Here is a 21,713-nt window from a genome sequence, read left to right as displayed (position 1 = left end):
CATGATGATGGGTGAAGATGTATTTTGTGCTGTGTGAGCGATAAAAAGCAGGCAATGTATAATGGATTAAAAAGAAAATCCTATCAATTAATTATAGTGTCTGCTATTTTTCTCCGATGATTAAGTTGTCGTGCCGAAGGTTCCTTGCCAAAAAAACGACACTTTCATATCCTTGAACTACAGGCCACGTATGTATTATGCTCAAGCTGGTTTAGAACTACTTTCCCAGTTGTTAAATTCACAGGTAAAAATTTAAACTTATCGTCGTCAGAAGTTGGTTTAGGGTTGAGGAAACGACCCGAAACAATATAATCATCTTTCGAATTATGGAAATGTTTTTGCATCCAAGAATAATTAGTTAGTGGCCCATACTCTCCAAAGAGAGATAAACGATCAGGCTCTGCATTATCTTCGCCGAATGGAATTAACTCATAATAATTAGCAACATGCATGCTTTTTGAATCGCAGAACTCAAAATGATTTTCTGGTGGTATTTTGCTCTCGTAGAATATAGTCCAAGCCGCTAGTGCCATTGCATTTACACCAAAAGTTTTAACGGTATGTTGATTCGGGTTATATGCATCTGAGACTTTAACGACAATGTTTCCGGTTGGTTTATCTATAAAAGTGATAGTACCGCTTTCGTTAATTTCAACGACATGATCTTCGTTATATAATATCTCGTAATGATAGTGACCGCTGCCGCCACCGCCACTTGGTATAAGTGTAAATTTTGCACCACGGAAAGCATTTTTTGGGAATCTGTTGGAACCAGTTTTCTGGCTCACATCAAACTCTGTCCCGCCAGACATAACAGTGTTAACTTCAATGTCTGTTTCAAGAGTCTCTGTATTATTATTGTCATCATTACATGCAATTAAAAATATAGTAATGAAAATAGAAAGGAATAAGTTAGTCATAAATAAATCCAGAAAAGTATTATGTATACTCTCAATACTAGATCAGCTCATAGCTAAATGGCATATCTTCGCGTCAAAAGGCGCGTAAGAACGTGATGATATACACTACCCGGATGGCTCGTTGAGCATAACGCACTGTGGTAAGGCATTACCTTATCAAGACTTCGATAATCTGCGGCAGGTGAATCAGGGGGGCGGTTGTTGATAACAAACGATGGTGTGCATTGCTATCTTTTGCTAAACGAAATCAGGAAGATACCTGTTTATGCCTATTGTGAATAGTTAAATTTACAGAATGTTAGTTGCCACCGCAGGTGGCCTATGTTGACAGCTTTTCTTTGTGAACAATTTGAACGTGTAAAACTATTTATTATTTCAGTTGTTCTGTTATTCATTACTGCCTGTTCAAATACTTATGTCCGGTTGAATTTAGCTGCTTCGGCAGATCTTAATAGTAATAAGTATAATGAACCCTTACCTGTGATGATACGGGTTTATCAAGTATCGGCGGTCAATGCTTTTAGAAACGTTAGCTTTGATCAGTTATGGCAAGCAGATGAATTGATACTCGGTACGGGCCTTGTTGACAAACAAGCGGGTAGGGGATGGTAAGTTGTAATCCGCTTTTTATTGATAACTATATAGCTGATAACAGTCGCTCGTATCTAGGGCTGAGGTTATTTAAACCATCATAATTAGAACAAATCTCTTCTTCTCTTGATATTCTTCCTGTTGATAACTAGACTAGCGGACTATTTCAATTGTAAGTTCGATTTTAAGGTACCTTCATGCAGGTTTCAGATTTTAATTTTAGTCTTCCTGACGAGTTAATTGCCCGTTATCCGAAAGCGGATCGCCGTTCAAGCCGTCTACTCCAACTAAATGGTAATAGTGGCGAGCTGGCTGATAAGCAGTTTGCTGACATTCTCGATTTAGTTGAAGCTGGCGATCTGATGGTATTTAATAATACGCGTGTTATTCCTGCGCGTATGTACGGTCAAAAAGCTTCAGGTGGTAAAATTGAAGTGCTTGTTGAACGCGTTATTAGTGACAGCTCTGTACTTGCGCATGTGCGTTCTTCTAAGTCACCTAAAGTAGGTGCTCAACTCATCTTAGAAGGCTCTGTGAATGCCGAGATGGTTGCGCGCCACGATGCGTTATTTGAACTTAAATTTTTAGATGAACGTCATGTATTAGAAATATTGGAAGACATTGGTCATATGCCATTGCCGCCTTATATCGATCGTCCTGACGAAGATTCAGATAAAGAACGCTATCAAACGGTCTATAATGAAAAACCGGGTGCTGTTGCGGCGCCAACAGCGGGCTTACACTTTGATGAACCATTGTTAGCAGAACTTGCTAAGAAAGGTGTAAACACGGCGTTTGTGACGCTGCACGTTGGCGCGGGTACTTTCCAGCCAGTACGTGTGGATAATATCTTAGATCATCATATGCACTCTGAGTATGCCGAAGTTTCTGAAGACGTTGTCGCTAAAATTGCAGAAACAAAAGCGAACGGCGGTCGTGTGATAGCTGTGGGTACAACGTCAGTGCGTTCTTTAGAAAGTGCAGCGCAAGCAACAATGGCAAAAGGCTTACCGCTAGCGCCATTCTTTGATGACACTGAAATCTTTATTTACCCTGGTTACGAGTTCCAACTTGTTGATGCTATGGTCACTAATTTCCACTTACCTGAATCAACGTTGATTATGTTGTTATCTGCATTTGCTGGTTATGACCATGTGATGGCCGCTTATCAACATGCTATTGCTGAAAAATACCGTTTCTTCAGTTATGGCGACGCCATGTTTGTCACTAAACAAACGGCAAAATAAATTCAATTAGCCGTGAGTTGATGTGTATCTATTCACGGCTAGTTTGTTAACGATAAACAATTGCTATTGAAGTACGTTGTTTGAATTTTTGAGAGAAGTAATGTCAGACTGTTTCTCTGACTTGAGGTTTATATGAAGTTAAAGTACGAATTAGATAAAACAACTGGTAACGCACGTCGTGGACGCTTAATCTTTGAACGTGGTGTTGTTGAAACTCCTGCATTCATGCCAGTAGGTACTTACGGTACGGTTAAAGGTATGACACCAGAAGAAGTTGACGCAACCGGCGCTGATATTCTTTTAGGTAATACCTTCCACCTGTGGTTACGTCCTGGTCAGGAAGTAATGAAGCAACACGGTGGTTTACATAACTTTATGAACTGGCAGGGTCCTATCCTGACGGATTCAGGCGGTTTCCAAGTATTCAGCCTAGGTAAAATGCGTAAAATCACAGAAGCGGGTGTGCATTTCCGTCATCCAGTAAACGGCAGTAAGATCTTTTTAGATCCAGAAACTTCAATGGAAATCCAAGATGACTTGGGTTCTGACGTGGTCATGATTTTTGATGAATGTACGCCATATCCAGCGACAGAATCTGAAGCTGAAAAATCAATGCGTATGTCGTTACGCTGGGCACAACGCTCACGTGATCATTTTGATAAATTAGAAAACAAAAATAACTTGTTTGGTATTATTCAAGGTGGTGTTTACGAGCACTTACGTGATATTTCAGTAAAAGGCTTATTAGACATTGGTTTTGACGGTTATGCCGTTGGCGGCCTAGCTGTTGGTGAGCCAAAAGAAGATATGCACCGTATTCTGGAGCACACTTGCCCACAAATCCCAGAAGATAAGCCACGCTACCTAATGGGCGTTGGTAAACCTGAAGATTTGATTGAAGGTGTTCGTCGCGGTGTGGATATGTTTGACTGTGTAATGCCAACACGTAATGCACGTAATGGTCACTTGTTCACAAGTGAAGGTGTAATCAAGATCCGTAATGCCAAGCATAAAACAGATACCAGTACACTTGATCCTGAATGTGATTGCTACACATGTAAGAATTACTCGCGTTCATACCTGAACCATTTAGACAAATGTAACGAAATTTTAGGTGCGCGTTTAAATACAATGCATAACTTGCGTTACTACCAAAACCTGATGCAAGGTATCCGTGACGCGATTGATTCTGATACGTTTGAAGCGTTTGTTACAGACTTCTATACTAAACAAGGCCGTGAAGTGCCACCTTTAGCGAAGTCTGACGCTTAATTATTAAGCAAACACTAATCTGATTGTCGATCAAAGTTTGGTAAACCTTTCTCATTAGTAGTAATGTAATGTGATTGGTTTATCATATCTATGTCTAATATTTATAAAGGAAAATAAAAATGAGTCTTTTCATTGCAAATGCAGTTGCTGCTGAAGGTGTTTCTGCTCCAGCTGGTGGTGGTTACGAAATGTTGATCATGTTAGGTATTTTCGGTGTGATCTTTTACTTCATGATCTACCGCCCACAAGCGAAACGTCAAAAAGAGCAGAAGAACCTAATGTCATCGTTGTCAAAAGGTGAAGAAGTACTTACTGTTGGTGGCATCGTAGGTAAGATCACAAAAATTTCTGATGGTAATGATTATGTTGTGATCAGTATTGCTGAAGCAACTAACGTTACTATTAAGCGTGATTACATTGCCGCTGTATTACCAAAAGGCAGCATGAAGTCGCTTTAATCTTTTCCGTATCCCAGTAAGGTAATATTGTGTTAAACAAATATCCTCTGTGGAAGTATCTAATGGTGATCGCTACGATCGCCATTTGTTTACTCTATGCCACACCGAATCTATACGGGGAAGACCCCGCTGTTCAAGTCTCTGCTGCACGTGGTGCTGTTATTGAAGTATCAACACTAGATAAAGTTAAAGCAGAACTCGATAAACAAGAAATCAGTTATAAAAGTGTTTCATTAGAAAAAAACCAAGTGTTAATTCGTTTAAATGACAGCGAACAACAACTCCTTGCTAGTGAAATCTTAAAAGAACAACTTGGTCAGACATTTATTGTTGCTTTAAACCTTGCACCTGCTACGCCTGAATGGTTACAAGCCGTTGGTGCTGGACCACTAAAACTGGGTCTGGACTTACGTGGTGGTGTTCACTTCTTACTCGAAGTTGATATGCAAGAAGCGTTAGTGAAAGCACAAGATCAAATGTTGCAAGATTTCCGTACCGATTTACGTGAAGAAAAACTGCGTTATACTGCAATACGTAAAAACAGTAACGGTGTTACAGCACGTTTTCGTGATCTTGAAACACGCGATAAAGCAGAAAAATTCCTTAAGTCTAAATATGCAGACCTACTGTTAAGTGACAGTGAAAATAATGGTCAATTTAGTCTAACGGCAAAAATGTCAGAAGCTAAACTTGCCGAAATCAAAGAATATGCCCTTCAACAAAACATCACTATTATCCGTAACCGTGTAAACCAATTAGGTGTTGCTGAACCGCTTGTACAGCGTCAAGGTGCAGACCGCATTGTAGTTGAATTACCGGGTGTTCAGGATACTGCTGGTGCGAAAGAGATTTTAGGCGCAACGGCAACGTTAGAATTCCGTTTAGTTGATAATAAAGCAGACCCTTACAGCAGCCGAGTACCTGCTGGTAGCCAAAAATACACCACGCGTGAAGGCCGTCCAGTTGTGCTGAAGAAACAAGTTATCTTAACTGGTAACCACATCACAGGTGCAACATCGAGCTTAGATGAGTTTAGTCGTTCGCAGGTTAATATCGATCTTGATTCGCAAGGTGGCAGTAAAATGTCTCGTGCGACGAAGAAAGCAATCGGTACATCAATGGCAACTGTATTCATTGAATACAAACCAACGGGTGAGAAAACTGCTGATGGCAAATCGAAACTGAAAAAAATTGAAGAAGTCATTAACGTGGCGACAATTCAAGCACAGTTAGGCCGTAGCTTCCGTATTACAGGTTTAGACAGTGCAAGCGAAGCTAAAAATCTGGCGTTATTATTACGTGCAGGTGCGTTAGTTGCGCCAGTTCAAATAGTTGAAGAACGTACCATCGGTCCTAGCTTAGGTAAGCAAAATATTGAAAACGGCTTAGCTGCGATGATTTATGGCATGATTGCAATTGTTATCTTCATGGCTATCTACTACCGTAAATTTGGTATTGTTGCCAATGTCGCATTATCTGCAAACATCATCATGATCATTGGTATTATGTCGATGATTCCTGGCGCGACAATGACGCTACCAGGTATTGCCGGTATCGTATTAACAATCGGTATGGCGGTTGATGCGAACGTACTGGTATTTGAACGTATTCGTGAAGAGCTGAAAGAAGGCAGAAGCATTCAGCAAGCAATTCATAGTGGTTATGATAATGCGTTATCAACCATTGCCGATGCCAACATTACCACGCTATTAACGGCGATCATTTTGTTTGCGGTTGGTACTGGTGCAATTAAAGGTTTCGCTATTACGTTAGCAATTGGTATTGCTGCTTCTATGTTTACTTCCATCATTGGTACACGTGCGATCGTGAATTTCCTTTGGGGTAATAAAAAAATCGATAAACTTTCAATCTAAGGGGATTAATTATGTTTGAAATTATTAAAACAGAACGCACGATCCACTTTATGAAGATGGCGAAGCCCGCGTTTATTTTATCAGCGCTGTTAGTTATTTTATCGATATCTTCTATTGCGATTAAAGGCATTAATTGGGGTCTTGATTTCACTGGTGGTACGGTGATTGAAGTAGGTTATGATAAACCTGCTGATCTTGAGATTATCCGTCCGCTGTTATCTGCAGAAGGATTTGATGATGCGGTGATCCAACATTTCGGCTCTAGTCGTGATGTCCTGATCCGTATTGCTCCACGTGAAGATTTGGATAATAAGCATCTTGGTAGTCAAATTATCACTGCGTTACAGGGCTATGATAAGAGCGTAGAAATGCGTCGTATCGAGTTTGTTGGTCCAAACGTTGGTGATGAATTAGCAGAGCAAGGTGGTCTAGCGCTGCTTGCTGCGTTAATTTGTATCTTGCTTTATGTTGGTGTACGTTTTGAATGGCGTTTAGCATCGGGTGCTGTATTGGCCCTTGCGCATGACGTTATTATCACGTTAGGTATCTTCTCGGTATTACAGATTGAATTTGATTTAACTATTTTAGCGGCGCTATTGACCGTTATTGGTTATTCACTGAATGATACTATCGTGGTATTTGACCGTATCCGTGAAAACTTCCGCCGTATGCGTACTGATGATTCTGTGGAAATCATGGACGTATCATTAACGCAGACATTGTCACGTACGTTAATCACGTCAGGTACAACATTAATGGTATTAGTATCATTATTCCTGAAAGGTGGCGCACTGATCCACGGTTTTGCACTTGCATTGCTGATTGGTATCGTGGTTGGTACATATTCTTCGATTTACGTAGCAAGTGCATTAGCACTACGCTTAGGCGTAAGCCGCGAAACGATGTTACCACCAGTGGTAGAAAAAGAAGGTGCAGACCAAGACCCAATGATGTAAGCCTTAGGGAAACCTAACTAACGTATTGGTCTTCGGACTGTCATAAAACCCGCCTCGTGCGGGTTTTTGTTTTTTATGTTTTAGTTATTGAATTATAGAATACAAAATGAAATAGTAGTTTAGTAAAAACTTGGTATTTAACTGAAAGGATAACAACATGGCTCATAGTCAACGATTTTTAGATTTATGTAATGAAGCACGTAAAGTAGTCAAAGAATGTAGCTGTGATGACGTGAAGGAGTGGCAAGACGAAGGTAAGCAATTTGTACTGGTTGATGTGCGCGAAGAAAGCGAATGGGCTGCAAGTCGTATTAGCGGCGCTGAATACATGGGGCGTGGCATCATCGAGCGTGATTTAGAAGCTAAATACCCAGCACTTGATACCTGTATCGTACTGTACTGCGGTGGCGGTTATCGTTCTGCATTATCAGCTGAGTTCATCCAACGCATGGGTTATACAGACGTAATCTCAATGGATGGCGGCATCCGTGAGTGGAAAATGAAGAGTTACCCTATTAGTAATTAGTAATTAGTAACTAATCAGTCATTAATATTGACTTGTTACGGTAAGTTACTCTAGCGATATACACTGCAAGTCAGTCATTATCCGTAGCGAAATATTATATTATATTGAATATAGAGGCCTGATTATTCTTATCTTGCTTACGTTATCTATTGTTGGTTAACTGGTTATTCAATTTTAAACGTGGCGAGAGGGTTATATGACAATTTATTCTAATCATCACTATGCGGCACGTTTATGGCTGCTCTGGAAATCAGAGTAGCAGCTAACTAATTTTTGGCGAGGCTACGGAATATGTAGCCTGCTATCTGTTTTACTCTACTTATTCCTAGCCTTCATTTTTTTCTTGGAGGGGTCATGGAACAGACTACTATCAGCAGTAATACCACCACCAGTACTACCAGTACAAAGCAACGTAATACTCGTTCAGCTTTACGTCATAAGCTATCAGCACATAAAATGGGTTTATTGTGCGCATTTCTTGCTACCTGTTTGTTTTCGACCAAAGGCATTTTCATTAAACTCGCTTATCAATATGGGGTTGATAGCATTACGTTAATGACGTACCGAATGCTATTGTCGCTGCCTTTTTATATCGCCGTATTTGTGTGGATGTTAAGGAAGACGCCTGCGTTATCATTACCGATAAAAGCACAGTTTATGCCAGTGATGGGTATTGGTCTTTTGGGTTATTACTTGTCGAGTTATTTTGATCTTCAAGGGCTTCACTATATTAGCTCACAGCTAGAGCGATTAGTGTTATTTACCTATCCTACGGTCGTCGTTATCCTCAGCTGGTTGGTGTTGGGTAATCGGATTAACCGACAAGTAATAGGTGCGCTTATCTTGGCCTATGCGGGGGTTTTTGTACTGTTTTATCATGACTTGGGTAAGCAGGGTGAGGGAGTGATAGTGGGTTCGTTATTGGTGTTAACAGCATGCTTTACGTTTGCTTGTTATTTGCTACTGAGTAAAACCAAAATTCAGCAATTAGGCAGTTTAGTCTTTACGTGTATCGCTATGTTTGGCGCCAGTTTTATGATATTTGTTCATTTTTCGGTTGCGCATGATATTAAAGATCTTAGTATCCCTATGCCGGTATTTTGGATCTCACTGTGGTTAGCGATTGGCTGTACTGTGATCCCTTCGTTTTTGATGAGTGAGGGCATTGCGAGAGTTGGGCCAGAGCAAGCATCGATTGTTGGTGGCAGTGGCCCCGTGCTAACGGCATTAATGGCGGTGTTTTTGTTAGGGGAAAACTTCACTATTTACCATTTTCTAGGTATGTTAATGGTAATTGTTGCTATTGTCTGGTTAAGTGTTAGAAAATAGCCTCTATCTCAATGTTAGTTGGGTATTTACGTCGTCGTTATCTGCAGAGGGTTGTATGGTTAAGGTTAAAGTTTGGGACGGATTTATTCGTGGCTATCACTGGTTACAAGTGAGTTTGCTATTTGCATTGTGGTACTGTGCTGATAATGGCGAAATGGAATGGCACTTTTTGTTTGGTTATGCACTACTGGGGCTTTGGATAACGCGTTTTATTTGGGGTTTTATTGGAAGTGATACTGCCAAGTTTAGTTACTTTATAAAAAGTCCAAAAGCGTTAATCGATTACCTTAGTGATAAAAATAAGTTTGATCGAGTCAAATTTGGTCATAATCCTGCTGGCGCATGTATGGTTATATTGTTTTTAGGCTTAATAATAATCCAGCTATTTACTGGACTTAGTGCCAGCGATGATATTTTGTCAGAAGGCCCATTATCGCAATATTTTACAGCGGATACTGTTAGCTTTATGACATGGCTACACAGCGTGAATTTTGATGTATTACTTTGGGCAATAGGCTTACATGTCGTTGCTATCGTCGCTTATAAACTCAAAAAACAGGCATTAGTGAAAGCGATGATAACAGGCGTTGCAGAGTATAAATTAGTGAGTTCGATTGCCCAGCCAAAAATGATGAGTGGTTTATTGGCTTGGGTTATCTACGCATGTATTGCTGGTGTCATTTGGTGGCAATGGGGACATGAAAATTTAGGTTACTTACTTTATTGATTGAAAGAAAAGACGGTTAAAGACGTTAATGTGGGTCGTTATATTTGCTAATAAATATAGCAATATTTCAAAAGTAAATCATAACGTGTACTCTTGTAGGCGTTAAGGTTAAACCTTTGATTTTAACGCCTTAATTTTTAAGGGGATAGCAGTGTTATCCCCTATCTTCTATGAGTATTCCTCTTTATTCCTTATATACATATTTTATGTCTATCATTTGCGTATTTTCACATTTCTTCATCCATTTTTGTGGTATGTTCATGTTAAATCAGCTTTATTTTCATGGAATAGAAATAAATGATAGATGAAATACAATTTTACGAACCGAATGATGATTTTGGTTTTTTGTCAAATTTTGCGTTAGCCACTATCAAGGTTGATGGGGTTAAATGGCCGAGTAGCGAACATTATTATCAAGCGCAAAAATTCAATGATCTTCAATTACAAGATTTAATTCGTCAAGCACCGACACCTGATGACGCTTTTAGCTTAAGCCGAGAGTATGCGCAATTTGTGAAATCAGATTGGATGGAAGTACGTGACAGTGTCATGCGTGATGTCGTGGTGAAAAAATTTCGTCAGAATCCATTTTATGCCTATCAACTTGTGGCAACGGGTGAGCAAGTATTAACAGAGCATTCGCATAAAGATACTTATTGGGGTGACGGTGGAGATGGTAGCGGACGCAATGAACTTGGTCGAATATTAATGGATGTACGCTGTGATTTAGCTCAGCAAGCACCTTATAATTTGATCACTTATGTTGATAGTGCAAAGTTACCGACTAAATTCGGTACATTTCAAATGAATGGCTTTATTGAAAACGCGACAGGTAAAGAGCACTTAGCTTTAGTTTATGGTGAGCTTGATCCAAGTGAGCCTGTATTAATTCGTTTACATTCGGAATGTTTGACTGGTGATGCCTTATTCAGTGCGCGTTGTGATTGTGGCTTTCAGTTAGCAAAAGCCATGCAAAATATTGTTGCTAAAGGGAGTGGTGTGATCTTGTATTTACGCCAAGAGGGGCGCGGCATCGGTTTGTTAAATAAAATTAGAGCTTACCATCTACAAGATGATGGCGCGGATACAGTTGAAGCAAATGAACGTCTAGGGTTTGCGGCTGATATGCGAGATTATACTTTTTGCCAAGGAATGTTAGGTCACTTGAATATAAATGCAGTTAATTTAATGACCAATAATCCACGTAAGGTAAATGCGTTAATGAAAGCGGGTATCAATATTGCGGAACGCGTGCCGTTACAAGAAGGTCATAATCCACATAATGCAGGTTACCTTAAAACTAAATCTGAGAAGCTAGGGCACATGTTTGAATCTAGTTTTATTGACTAAATTTGATGCACCTGAATAGACTTCCAAGGACGTAACACTATTACACCGATAATTAAGCTTAACGACTTGTTATCGGTGTAATAGTGTTAGATATAGCGATGAATAATTTCTGTTAGTGAACCTGAATCAGACATGTTGGATAATTTCTGGTTAATAAATTTTTGAATGTCTTTATCCATCTTTGGATCGAGCGCCAAGTAAATCGGGTAGCTTGGAATTAATGCTGAAAAGTCTTGTAACTTATATTGTTTTAGATCTCTAGACTGTATTTTTAAGTTGTATTTAATTCGGGAGGTCATTTCAACAAAGGCAGAGTCTTGTGGCATTTTGTCTAAAATACGAAAGGCTGCAGCATAATCTTTCACTCTTAGCTCTTTAATTTCGCCACTGTCAATTAAAGGTTGTAAGTTTGGATAATCAAAACCATAGAGTAATACAAGAATTTTTTTGTTTATGTCTTTTAGATCACGGTAAATAAAGTCAGATTTAGCGCTGGTTAATATACTATGACTAACAGTGTAAATTGGTATATCGGATAAATTTGCTGCTTGTACGCCGCCCCAACCTGGACTGCCAAAAGTTACCCAGTTTTTCTCTCTCCCAGCTTCCAATTCTGAAATCATACGGTTGAATGGATAGGTATGGTAACGAACAGTGTAATTATCCATAAATATACAAGATATGATGTCTGAAACTATGCCCGAATGCTTTTCACTATCCGTTGTTATTTGAAAAGGCATTGCTTGTTTGTCAATGACATAATAATTGATAGATTCTGCATTAGCTGTAAAGCTAGTAATGCAAAGCTGTAGAGTTAACATTATTGAAATAAACAGTTTCATTTTTACTTCCTTATAGTAGTAATTCCATAGTAATGTCTATTATTAGATTAGTCGATTAGTAATTAGGTGTGAGCTTAGGGATGAAGAAAGCGAAGTTGCAGAATAAAAAAGTAGGTATAGCGAGGCAATTGCTTGTATCCATAATACTTATTAGTTCTTTTTTTACATTACTGATTACAGGTCTGAATCTCTATCTTGATTATAAAGAAGATATATCAGGTATAGAAACTCAGCTTTATCAAATCAAGCAAAGCAATTTGTCCAGCTTAACAGCTAGTTTATGGGTTGAAGACCGTGACCAATTAACGCTGCTGGCAGAAGGGATAATGAAACTGCCTAGCGTTCATTACCTCGAAATTAAAGATGATAGCGGTACAATCCTTAAACTAGGAAAACCATCATCGGAATATCAATATCAAGTGTCTTGGCCAATGCAGCAAGATTTTGGCAGTAAGACGTTTAATCTTGCCACACTTAAGATTCAGGCCGATCTCTATCCTATCTATAAGGGATTATGGGATAAGTTTATTTTCTTGTTATTGTCTCAGGCGGTAAAAATCTTCATTGTGGCATTATTTATTCTTTTTGTTGTGTATAAAATAGTGGTAAGACCGTTAACTGAAATATCGGACGCCGTGAGTAAGTTTGATAATGATAAGCTACCACAATCACTTGAATTAATGCCTCGTCCATTTGATGATGAGATCACTAGTTTAATGGTAAGTTATAATGCTTCCATTATACGCATTCGTCATAACTATCGTGAACTAGAAGTTGCTAAGCTTCAAGCTGAAGATGCTAATTTAAAGAAAAGTGAATTTTTAGCAAATATGAGCCATGAGATCCGTACACCAATGAACGGTGTGATTGGTACGGCATCCTTATTACAAGACATGCCAATGGATAGTGAACAGAAAGAGTTTGTTGATATGCTTTACTCTTCTTCGATTACGCTACTGGATTTAATTAACGATATTCTTGATTTCTCTAAAATTGAATCAGGGCAACTTGTGCTGGCAACAAACCCGCTGAATTTATTTGAATTATGTAAAGAAATTGAAGCTAATTTTTCAATTATAGCTGGACAGAAGCAAATTGCTTTAGTGTGTCATATTGATGAACAAGTACCAGATATGGTACTCGGTGATATCACGCAATTACGCCAAGTATTAAATAACCTTTTATCTAATGCGATCAAATTTACCTCTGAAGGCTACGTGCATCTTAATATCAAGCTAATGCTACGTGAAAATAATAGTGCAGGGGTCATGTTCCAAATTATTGATACTGGTATCGGTATTGCCGCTGAAAACCAACAAAAAATATTTGATAAATTTCAACAAGCTGATGGCAGCACAACACGTAATTATGGTGGTACGGGATTAGGTTTAGCGATCTGCCGTAGTATTGTCCAATTAATGGACAGTGACATTATAGTTTACAGTAAGCCGGGTAAAGGTAGTCGATTTGAATTTACCGCTGAATTTGAATGTATTGATGAGCTTTTACACGGGAAGGATATAGAACAAAGCCTTGCTGGACTGTCAATATTACTTGTCGATGACAGTATGCTAAATATGCGTATTACCTCTGCGCAATTGAAAAGTTTTGGCGCGACATCTGTATCTTGCGATGACCCGTGTTTAACCAAACAAATTGTGCTTGATGCCTTAGATAAAGGGAAGCCATTTGATTTGGTTATTATTGATAAAATCATGCCCAATTTGGATGGTTTTACGGTGGCAAAACAATTACAAGATGAATTTGCTGAACTCACACCTCGCTTAATGATGATGTCTGCAGATGCGCAAATCGGTGATGATGTATTAGCCAAAAAACTTGGTATAAAAGCTTTTTTAAGTCGTCCTTATAAAGCTGATACATTAAAAAATGTGGTCCTTAAAACTATGCTTAATGAGGAGGCAGAACAAGCCGAAAAGGTTGTAGATCAAACGGCCGCCAGCGATGTAATGAAAGTGCTCTTGGTTGAAGATACATTTATCAACCAGAAAGTGACTCAGATGATGTTACAAAAGCTCGGTATTGAGGTAACGATTGCCGATAACGGCCAAATTGCGGTAGATTTATGTAAAGAGCAAACATTCAATTTAATATTGATGGATTGCCAGATGCCAGTGCTTGATGGTTTTGAAGCAACAAAGATTATTCGAGAAAGTGAACCTGTTGGTCTGCATATTCCGATCGTGGCATTAACTGCTAATGTATTACAAACAGAAAAAGATAAATGTTTTATCGCTGGGATGGATGATTTCATGGCGAAACCAGTGAGTAAACAAGTATTAACGTTAATGTTACAAAAACATTTGTCGCCTTGGTTAGCGAATGCACCGCAGAGACAAACTAGCACCATCATAGATAGCGTGTAATCATTAATTTTTGGTGTGAATTAATGCGCTAAAACAAAGAAAGGCGAACAAATACATTTGTTCGCCTTTCTTTATTATATTCGTTATTACTTAAGTTTATAATCGCTATGACAAGACTTACAGTTTTTCGCTGTTTGACCAAATGCTTTTTTGATTTGACCTCGATTACCTTCTTTTGCAACTGTCGCTAAGTATAGTGCATCTTTATTAAACTGGCTAAATTTAGCGGCAAAGCCATCGGCATCTGTCCAGATTGCAGCTTTCGCTTTAGTGTCACCAGTTTGGCTATCGCTTGCACTAAAACCGTGCTGAGCCATCGGAATCAGTTGTGCTAACTGTTCAGAACGAAGCTGGAATGTTTCATCATTCCATTCCTTCTTCCCTTTAACCATATCAGCCATGTCAGAAAAGTTAATTGCGATCATGGTTAATGCGGATTGACGATATTTAATATCTGTTTCAGGTTTATCAAACGTTGCCGCTTGTGCCGTCGTGAACATCATTAGCGATGTAAGTCCGGCTAACTTTAGTGTTTTGCTCCAGAACATATTGCTTCCTTATTTATATTGTTAAGATCATTGCTCAATAATCTATTATTATGTACTTGATGGTAACTCATTTTTAGGCATGGGAAAATGTGATGCATTACATTATTTATTAAAAGATTGTGTGTTAAATTAACTACCTTACCTCGACAGTATTAAATAGCTAAGGAAAGCATAATGCGAGAAGGTCATATCATGGAACGATCACACCGATCACACCTATCACACCAGCATATTGGCATACCATCAGTCGTATTTTTAATGCTTTTACTTTCTTTACTCTCCCTTGAAAGCCAAGCTAGTCAGCTTCGAGTCAGACTCTCGGCTTTAGATTCTGGCATGGTGGTCGAACACGTTCAATCAGGGTTACAATCGGAGTTAACTCGACAAGGTTATGTCGTGGGTACGAACCTGACGTGGATGGATGAAAGTCAGGCGCAGCTATCAGATGTTAATATGACTATTTCGATGTCACAGCACACACCTTTTATTACCTTGGTTAGCCAGCAAGGTGTATCGACCGATATTTATCTTGATAAGAGTAGTATGGATGAGAATCATCATCACAATGAATTAATAGAGCATTATGATGTTAACTTTATTAAAAAATTATTGCCTGGTATTAATATCTTAGGCGTCATTATTGATAATAACTCGACTGATTCCTTTAACGTGGCTCAACTTTTAGCGCAGCAAAAACAAAATGGTGTACAGGTTATTTATTATTATATTGATGGTAGTGCTGAACTTAGATCTTCAGCTCGAGTACTCGCACCACAAGTCGATGCGATATATTTGCCCTATCACATTACTGATATGCCTGACCTAAACTACGTTGTAACAGTTGCAGAACGGAATAGCGTTGCATTGATAGGTGAGGACCATAGTAGTATCAATAAAGGTATTTTTGCTGTCTATAACATCGATTATGTGCAAATAGGCAAGGATACCGCTGATTTATTAGTTCGCTTAGCTGAAGGTAAGAAAGACTTACACACCGATAATTATCTTGTTCAACCCGTACTTTCCATTAATTTGGATGCTGCTGCCAGAATGGGTATTGAGTTATCTGGTGAAGTCATTGATAAAGCTAAGTATATTATCGAATGATTAAGGTGTTGATTGACTTAAATAGCGGTGTTATTAACTTTTTTAAACTATATTTAGGTCTATTTTTGTAATTATATTCAATTTTTTTTTAATTAATTCACGTTTCTGCTTGAAGCCTCTTATTTTGTCCCCATATTTATTTTCAATCGCAGAGATAACCTTGCAAGACGCGGGTTATCAGTGATGGAAAAAGTATTTTAATAGACTTGAAATAGCTTTTAACTGTCACCATCTATTCTGTATCAAATTTGTAAATGAAAGTATTTATTGGAGAATTACGATTATGGGTAAAATCATTGGTATCGATTTAGGTACAACTAACTCTTGTGTATCAATCTTAGATGGCGACACTGCTCGCGTAATCGAGAATGCTGAAGGTGATCGTACTACTCCGTCAATCATCGCTTATAGTGCAGATGGTGAAACTTTAGTTGGTCAGCCTGCAAAACGCCAAGCTGTAACGAACCCTGAAAACACGTTGTTTGCAATCAAACGTATGATCGGCCGTCGTTTTGAAGATGAAGAGATTCAACGTGATATCAAAATCATGCCTTTCAAAATTGTTAAAGCTGATAATGGTGATGCATGGGTTGAAGCTAAAGGCGAAAAGATGGCTCCGCCACAAATTTCTGCTGAAGTTTTGAAAAAAATGAAGAAAACTGCTGAAGACTACTTAGGCGAAGCAGTAACAGAAGCAGTAATCACTGTACCTGCATACTTTAACGATTCACAACGTCAAGCAACGAAAGATGCTGGTCGTATTGCTGGTCTTGATGTTAAACGTATCATCAACGAACCAACTGCTGCTGCATTCGCATATGGCGTAAACACAGCTAAAGGCGACAGCGTTGTTGCTGTATACGACCTTGGTGGTGGTACATTCGATATCTCTATCATCGAAATCGATGAGCTAGATGGCGAAAAAACATTTGAAGTATTAGCGACTAACGGTGATACGCACTTAGGTGGTGAAGATTTCGATACACGCCTAATCAACTACCTAGTAGCTGAATTCAAAAAAGAACAAAACTTTGACCTAACAAACGATCCGCTAGCAATGCAACGCCTAAAAGAAGCTGCAGAAAAAGCGAAAATCGAACTGTCTTCAGCACAACAAACTGATGTGAACCTACCTTACATCACTGCTGATGCGTCAGGTCCTAAGCACCTTAACATCAAAGTTACTCGTTCTAAATTAGAGTCACTAGTAGAAGATCTAGTTAAAGCTACAATGGAACCACTACGTATTGCATTACAAGATGCAGACCTAGCTGTTGGCGACATTAACGACATCATCCTAGTTGGTGGTCAAACTCGTATGCCTATGGTACAAGCGGCTGTTACTGAATTCTTCGGTAAAGAAGCGCGTAAAGACGTTAACCCTGATGAAGCAGTTGCAATGGGCGCGGCGATTCAAGGTGCAGTACTTTCTGGCGACAAAACAGACGTACTTCTTCTAGATGTTACACCTCTATCTCTGGGTATTGAGACTATGGGTGGTGTTATGACTAAGCTTATCGAGAAAAACACAACTATCCCGACTAAAGCGTCACAAACATTCTCAACAGCTGAAGATAACCAAGCTGCTGTAACAGTTCACGCAATCCAAGGTGAGCGTAAACGTGCTGCAGACAACAACTCACTAGGTCAATTCAACCTAGAAGGTATCCGTCCTGCACAACGTGGTATTCCACAAATTGAAGTTACTTTCGATATTGATGCTGATGGTATTTTACACGTATCTGCAACTGATAAAGATACGGGTAAAGAACAAAAAATCACAATTCAAGCGTCTTCAGGTCTTTCTGATGAAGAAGTAGAAGCAATGGTACGTGATGCTGAAGCAAATTCTGCTGAAGATGCTAAATTCGAAGAGCTAGTACAAGCACGTAACCAAGCTGATGCAATGGTTCACGGTACGCGTAAGCAAATCGAAGAAGCTGGTGAAGCACTACCTGCTGATGAAAAAGAAAAAATTGAAGCAGCTATTGTTGAGTTAGAAACCGCAATTAAAGGCGACGACAAAGAAGCGATTGAAGCGAAAACTCAAACGTTAATGGAAGCGGCTCAAAAATTGATGGAAATTGCTCAACAGCAAGCTCAAGCACAACAAGCTGGCGCTGAAGCTGGTGCAGAACAACCACAAGAGAAAGATGTTGCTGGTGATGTTGTTGATGCTGAGTTCGAAGAAGTGAAAAACGACAAAAAATAATAACGCCTAAGTTATTAGTTTTTAAATAGCAAAGGCGTTGGTGCTTCACCAACGCCTTTCGTGTATCTAAATTATTCCAATTTAAGCTGATTATTATGTCAAAACGCGATTATTACGAAGTGCTAGGCGTATCACGCGACGCTAGCGAAAAAGATGTTAAAAAGGCCTATAAACGCCTTGCAATGAAATTTCACCCTGATAGAACGAAGGGTGATAAAGCGATGGAAGAGCAATTCAAAGAAGTTAAAGAAGCTTATGAAGTGCTAAATGATGCACAGAAAAAAGCGGCTTATGACCAATATGGACATGCAGGTGTAAATCAACAAGGCGGACACGGTGGTCAAGGTGACTTCGGTGATATCTTTGGCGATGTATTTGGTGACATCTTTGGCGGTGGCGGTGGCCGAGGTCGTCAACAGCGAGCTGCACGTGGTAGTGATCTGCGTTATAACATGGAACTGACGCTTGAAGAAGCGGTTCGTGGCGTAAGCAAAACGATTCGTATCCCAAGCCAATGTCACTGTGAAGTATGTAATGGTTCTGGTGCTAAGTCAGGCAGTAAAGCAACAACTTGTAGTACTTGTCATGGCCAAGGCCAAGTTCAAATGCGTCAAGGTTTCTTTGCGGTAAACCAAGCATGCCCAACCTGTCATGGTAAAGGTAAAATCATTAAAGATCCTTGCCGTAAATGTCATGGTGAAGGCCGTTACGAACGTAGCAAAGATTTAAAAGTAACAATCCCAGCGGGTGTTGATACTGGCGATCGTATTCGTTTAACTGGCGAAGGTGAAGCGGGCGATATGGGTGCCCCATCTGGTGATCTGTATGTGCAAGTTAGTGTGCGTCAACACGCGATCTTTGAGCGTGACGGCAGCAACCTGTATTGTGAAGTGCCAATTAGCTTTACACATGCTGGTATCGGTGGCGAAATCGAAGTACCGACTTTAGATGGCCGCGTTAAATTAAAAGTACCTGCTGAAACGCAAACTGGTCGCATGTTCCGTTTACGTGGTAAAGGCGTGAAATCAGTACGTGGCGGTGCAACGGGTGACTTACTGTGCAAAGTAACACTTGAAACGCCTGTTAAGCTTAATGCTGAACAAAAAGACTTACTACAACAGTTTGAAGCATCATTAAATAATGCGTCAGCAAAGAAACATAAGCCTAAGTCAGAAGGTTTTTTTGACGGTGTTAAAAGCTTCTTTGATGATTTAACAAAATAATTAAACTCGATTAGAGCGTTTAGTTATTCTTAAGCCGCAATTATTATTGCGGCTTTATTTTATCCTCTATTATTATTTTCTACTCACGACTCAATCGCTATCTACCGAATAAGTATTGCGTAAAAATGCTTGAGTTAGCTGTTGATATATCGAATCTATACTTGGGCGTTCTTGAATGTGTTCAAACAAACAGGTGTGCGCACTTGCCTTCACTAATGGTGTTTTACCTAGGATGCCATAACAAAGATTGACCGGTTTAATTAATTCATCTAGCTGCGCATCTATTAATATAAATGCTTGCGCCAGAACGATCTTACGGCCGCCTTTTTTTAATATTACACGTTGCGCAGTACCAACAATTTTTCGGCCATTAATATTTAAGTTGTAATCACCATCGCAATAAGAGAAGGGGGTTGCAGCCGCTCCACTTTCTAATCCATATTGAGAAAAAAAGTCATTTAGCACAGAACACAGGTTTTCATAAGCAGTAACCGTAGAATAAGGTGTTTTTTCTGGCCAAATATAGATGTGGGATAAGTTGATGATGCCGGGGGATTGAGGAACTGGTGCGCCTCCTGTTTGTCTCGATAATACCTGCCAATATTGTTCTGCGAGCGCCTGCTTTAGCGTACTCGATTCAGGCCATTTATTCCCAGCCGGTAATACCAGTGTTGGTGTCTTTGCTTGCCATAACATTAAACATTGCTCTAATTCATCCTGCTTTATTTGGGTTATTAACTGTGCTTCTTTAGCAAAAGCATTACCTATATTGATACTGTTAAAACGGATGAATTTATTTTTAGGCTGCGGCATTTTAAAGTCTATAGTTTGGGCTGTTACTGTTACTTTAAGCTTTATCTTCTGTAACTACAAACCCTTAAATTGGCGTAATATCGATTAACAGTCCTTGATTTCATTTTGTTATCCAGTGTTTCTGGTTACAGCAGATATAATAAATTGTTGATGTGTGATTGATTATATAGATATAACGCTGCCTATTCGTATGAAATTGATTACACTTTCATTATTAGTTGGGAAAAGACTATATCATCAATTATTTAGCTGTTATTTAACGGTTATGGGGGTTAAATGTATTACGGTTTTGACATTGGCGGTACCAAGATAGAATTTTCGGTATATAACACAGCACTTGAATGTGTTTTTAATGAGCGGATCCCCGCACCTACCGAAGATTATGAAGAATTACTCGATGCGCTCGATACTTTTATTTTTAAAGCAGACAAGAAGTTCGATTGCAAAGGACTCGTCGGGATTGGTTATCCTGGGGTAATGGATCCTGACACGAATACATTAATTTGCTCTAATTTACCTAGCTTACATGGGCAAGATTTGCAGTCTGATTTAAAGAAACGTATTAGTCGTGATGTAAAAGTGCAAAATGACGCTAATTGTTTCGCGTTATCGGAGTGTTATAAAGGAGCGGCTGAAGACGCAGAAATTGCCATTGCAGTGACTTTAGGTACTGGCTTAGGAGGTGCGATCTGCATTAATAAAACCATCTTGTCAGGACACAATTTTGGTGCTGGTGAATTTGGTCATATGGCGGTCCCGGGTACTATGTTGCAGCGTTATCCTGAACTACCTGTCACCCACTGTGGTTGTGGTGGTCATTCTTGTTTGGAAACATATTGTTCAGGCACTGGCCTTGCTGCGTTATACAAGCATTATAAAATCCATATTGACGGTTCATGTAATGAAGAGCAAGCCTTAAAGGGGCCCGATATTATTGCTGCTTACGAAGCTAATGAAATGGTTGCCGTTAAAACTGTGACTGTGTTTTTAGATATTTTAGCCGCAGCGCTCGGGAGTCTGATTATGGCCCTTGATCCTAATGTTGTGGTATTCGGTGGCGGTTTAGCCCGTTTTGAAGCTTTGTATTCTAAACTACCTGAAAAAATGGCAGCTTATGTATTTAGTAATATGAAGTTACCTGCATTAAAACAAGCTGAATTTGGTGGTGAAGGTGGCGTGCGTGGTGCGGCACTGTTGAACTATAAATAAGTCTTTTAGTGTTTATTAAATATCGAATATTGTTTAAGGAATAAAATTTTTATTTATTCCCTTGTTTTTAAAAAAATCGCCCATATCTAATTATTTAAGCAACACAGTCACTGTGTTTATCA

General features: G+C 39.2%; 19 protein-coding genes. 15 read left to right on the top strand and 4 right to left on the bottom strand.

From position 1 onward, the window contains the following. Positions 1–164: 164 nt before the first annotated feature. Positions 165–920, bottom strand: coding sequence for a hypothetical protein (locus tag HWV01_RS18345; protein ID WP_211672907.1), 756 nt, complete (start codon positions 918–920; stop codon positions 165–167). 321 nt (positions 921–1,241) lie between these two features. Here HWV01_RS18345 and tssJ point away from each other — a divergent pair, with 321 nt between their 5' ends. The 10 genes from tssJ (at position 1,242) to ribA (ending at position 11,250) form a co-directional block, all read left to right on the top strand. Then, a complete protein-coding gene (gene tssJ / locus HWV01_RS18340) occupies positions 1,242–1,532 on the top strand; it encodes a type VI secretion system lipoprotein TssJ (RefSeq protein WP_211672906.1) in 291 nt (96 codons plus the stop codon). A 176-nt stretch (positions 1,533–1,708) separates the two neighbouring features. Further along, on the top strand, positions 1,709–2,758 hold the full coding sequence (queA, locus tag HWV01_RS18335) for a tRNA preQ1(34) S-adenosylmethionine ribosyltransferase-isomerase QueA (RefSeq protein ID WP_211672905.1): 1,050 nt from the start codon (positions 1,709–1,711) through the stop codon (positions 2,756–2,758). A gap of 132 nt (positions 2,759–2,890) precedes the next feature. Continuing rightward, on the top strand, positions 2,891–4,030 hold the full coding sequence (gene tgt, locus HWV01_RS18330; RefSeq protein ID WP_211672904.1) for a tRNA guanosine(34) transglycosylase Tgt: 1,140 nt from the start codon (positions 2,891–2,893) through the stop codon (positions 4,028–4,030). Positions 4,031–4,149: 119 nt separating this feature from the next. After that, positions 4,150–4,488: a preprotein translocase subunit YajC gene (gene yajC, locus HWV01_RS18325; protein ID WP_067046480.1), complete on the top strand. Its 339-nt coding sequence runs from the start codon at positions 4,150–4,152 to the stop codon at positions 4,486–4,488. 29 nt (positions 4,489–4,517) lie between these two features. Further along, on the top strand, positions 4,518–6,362 hold the full coding sequence (secD, locus tag HWV01_RS18320) for a protein translocase subunit SecD (protein WP_211672903.1): 1,845 nt from the start codon (positions 4,518–4,520) through the stop codon (positions 6,360–6,362). Positions 6,363–6,373: 11 nt separating this feature from the next. Further along, positions 6,374–7,318 (top strand): protein translocase subunit SecF, encoded by a 945-nt coding sequence (gene secF, locus HWV01_RS18315; RefSeq protein WP_211672902.1) that lies wholly within the window; start codon positions 6,374–6,376, stop codon positions 7,316–7,318. 157 nt (positions 7,319–7,475) lie between these two features. Continuing rightward, positions 7,476–7,844 (top strand): rhodanese-like domain-containing protein, encoded by a 369-nt coding sequence (locus HWV01_RS18310; protein ID WP_211672901.1) that lies wholly within the window; start codon positions 7,476–7,478, stop codon positions 7,842–7,844. Between the two features lie 354 nt (positions 7,845–8,198). Further along, complete coding sequence (locus tag HWV01_RS18305) at positions 8,199–9,173, top strand: DMT family transporter (protein ID WP_211672900.1); 975 nt, start codon at positions 8,199–8,201, stop codon at positions 9,171–9,173. After that, positions 9,160–9,900 (top strand): cytochrome b/b6 domain-containing protein, encoded by a 741-nt coding sequence (locus HWV01_RS18300; RefSeq protein ID WP_249185374.1) that lies wholly within the window; start codon positions 9,160–9,162, stop codon positions 9,898–9,900. The genes HWV01_RS18305 and HWV01_RS18300 overlap by 14 nt, the downstream gene beginning before the upstream one ends. Positions 9,901–10,197: 297 nt before the next feature. Beyond that, positions 10,198–11,250, top strand: coding sequence for a GTP cyclohydrolase II (ribA, locus tag HWV01_RS18295; protein ID WP_211672899.1), 1,053 nt, complete (start codon positions 10,198–10,200; stop codon positions 11,248–11,250). Positions 11,251–11,336: 86 nt separating this feature from the next. Here the strand turns inward: ribA and HWV01_RS18290 are convergent, their stop codons facing one another. Then, positions 11,337–12,092 carry a transporter substrate-binding domain-containing protein gene (locus HWV01_RS18290; protein WP_211672898.1) on the bottom strand — a complete coding sequence of 252 codons (756 nt, stop codon included), beginning with the start codon at positions 12,090–12,092 and terminating at the stop codon, positions 11,337–11,339. A gap of 80 nt (positions 12,093–12,172) precedes the next feature. Between HWV01_RS18290 and HWV01_RS18285 the strand changes: the two genes are divergently transcribed. Then, complete coding sequence (locus HWV01_RS18285; protein ID WP_211672897.1) at positions 12,173–14,479, top strand: response regulator; 2,307 nt, start codon at positions 12,173–12,175, stop codon at positions 14,477–14,479. Between the two features lie 86 nt (positions 14,480–14,565). On the opposite strand, the gene HWV01_RS18280 is transcribed toward HWV01_RS18285, so the two are convergent. Further along, a complete protein-coding gene (locus HWV01_RS18280) occupies positions 14,566–15,027 on the bottom strand; it encodes a cytochrome c (RefSeq protein ID WP_211672896.1) in 462 nt (153 codons plus the stop codon). Between the two features lie 174 nt (positions 15,028–15,201). Here HWV01_RS18280 and HWV01_RS18275 point away from each other — a divergent pair, with 174 nt between their 5' ends. The 3 genes from HWV01_RS18275 (at position 15,202) to dnaJ (ending at position 19,569) form a co-directional block, all read left to right on the top strand. After that, positions 15,202–16,134: an ABC transporter substrate-binding protein gene (locus HWV01_RS18275; protein WP_211672895.1), complete on the top strand. Its 933-nt coding sequence runs from the start codon at positions 15,202–15,204 to the stop codon at positions 16,132–16,134. Positions 16,135–16,417: 283 nt separating this feature from the next. Then, entirely contained in the window at positions 16,418–18,346 is a 1,929-nt protein-coding gene (gene dnaK / locus HWV01_RS18270; protein WP_211672894.1) for a molecular chaperone DnaK, read from the top strand. A 95-nt stretch (positions 18,347–18,441) separates the two neighbouring features. Continuing rightward, positions 18,442–19,569 carry a molecular chaperone DnaJ gene (dnaJ, locus tag HWV01_RS18265; RefSeq protein WP_211672893.1) on the top strand — a complete coding sequence of 376 codons (1,128 nt, stop codon included), beginning with the start codon at positions 18,442–18,444 and terminating at the stop codon, positions 19,567–19,569. 90 nt (positions 19,570–19,659) lie between these two features. Here the strand turns inward: dnaJ and HWV01_RS18260 are convergent, their stop codons facing one another. Next, positions 19,660–20,382 (bottom strand): lipoate--protein ligase, encoded by a 723-nt coding sequence (locus HWV01_RS18260; protein ID WP_211672892.1) that lies wholly within the window; start codon positions 20,380–20,382, stop codon positions 19,660–19,662. Between the two features lie 276 nt (positions 20,383–20,658). Between HWV01_RS18260 and HWV01_RS18255 the strand changes: the two genes are divergently transcribed. Then, a complete protein-coding gene (locus HWV01_RS18255) occupies positions 20,659–21,591 on the top strand; it encodes an ROK family protein (protein WP_211672891.1) in 933 nt (310 codons plus the stop codon). Positions 21,592–21,713 lie beyond the last annotated feature (122 nt).

It is taken from the genome of Moritella sp. 5 (assembly GCF_018219455.1).
Classification (GTDB): Bacteria; Pseudomonadota; Gammaproteobacteria; order Enterobacterales; family Moritellaceae; genus Moritella.
The sequence above is the reverse complement of the archived record's forward strand: the minus strand, read 5'-3'. Positions and strand labels throughout refer to the sequence as shown.

Excerpts from the sequence above, each read along its gene's own strand:
- HWV01_RS18275 (WP_211672895.1), top strand. The coding sequence starts at position 15,202 with ATGCGAGAAGGTCATATCATGGAACGATCACACCGATCACACCTATCA.
- HWV01_RS18255 (WP_211672891.1), top strand. The coding sequence starts at position 20,659 with ATGTATTACGGTTTTGACATTGGCGGTACCAAGATAGAATTTTCGGTA.
- tssJ (WP_211672906.1), top strand. The coding sequence starts at position 1,242 with ATGTTGACAGCTTTTCTTTGTGAACAATTTGAACGTGTAAAACTATTT.
- tgt (WP_211672904.1), top strand. The coding sequence starts at position 2,891 with ATGAAGTTAAAGTACGAATTAGATAAAACAACTGGTAACGCACGTCGT.
- dnaJ (WP_211672893.1), top strand. The coding sequence starts at position 18,442 with ATGTCAAAACGCGATTATTACGAAGTGCTAGGCGTATCACGCGACGCT.
- yajC (WP_067046480.1), top strand. The coding sequence starts at position 4,150 with ATGAGTCTTTTCATTGCAAATGCAGTTGCTGCTGAAGGTGTTTCTGCT.
- secF (WP_211672902.1), top strand. The coding sequence starts at position 6,374 with ATGTTTGAAATTATTAAAACAGAACGCACGATCCACTTTATGAAGATG.
- HWV01_RS18280 (WP_211672896.1), bottom strand. The coding sequence starts at position 15,027 with ATGTTCTGGAGCAAAACACTAAAGTTAGCCGGACTTACATCGCTAATG.
- HWV01_RS18310 (WP_211672901.1), top strand. The coding sequence starts at position 7,476 with ATGGCTCATAGTCAACGATTTTTAGATTTATGTAATGAAGCACGTAAA.
- dnaK (WP_211672894.1), top strand. The coding sequence starts at position 16,418 with ATGGGTAAAATCATTGGTATCGATTTAGGTACAACTAACTCTTGTGTA.
- HWV01_RS18260 (WP_211672892.1), bottom strand. The coding sequence starts at position 20,382 with ATGCCGCAGCCTAAAAATAAATTCATCCGTTTTAACAGTATCAATATA.
- HWV01_RS18345 (WP_211672907.1), bottom strand. The coding sequence starts at position 920 with ATGACTAACTTATTCCTTTCTATTTTCATTACTATATTTTTAATTGCA.
- ribA (WP_211672899.1), top strand. The coding sequence starts at position 10,198 with ATGATAGATGAAATACAATTTTACGAACCGAATGATGATTTTGGTTTT.
- queA (WP_211672905.1), top strand. The coding sequence starts at position 1,709 with ATGCAGGTTTCAGATTTTAATTTTAGTCTTCCTGACGAGTTAATTGCC.
- HWV01_RS18290 (WP_211672898.1), bottom strand. The coding sequence starts at position 12,092 with ATGAAACTGTTTATTTCAATAATGTTAACTCTACAGCTTTGCATTACT.
- HWV01_RS18285 (WP_211672897.1), top strand. The coding sequence starts at position 12,173 with ATGAAGAAAGCGAAGTTGCAGAATAAAAAAGTAGGTATAGCGAGGCAA.
- HWV01_RS18305 (WP_211672900.1), top strand. The coding sequence starts at position 8,199 with ATGGAACAGACTACTATCAGCAGTAATACCACCACCAGTACTACCAGT.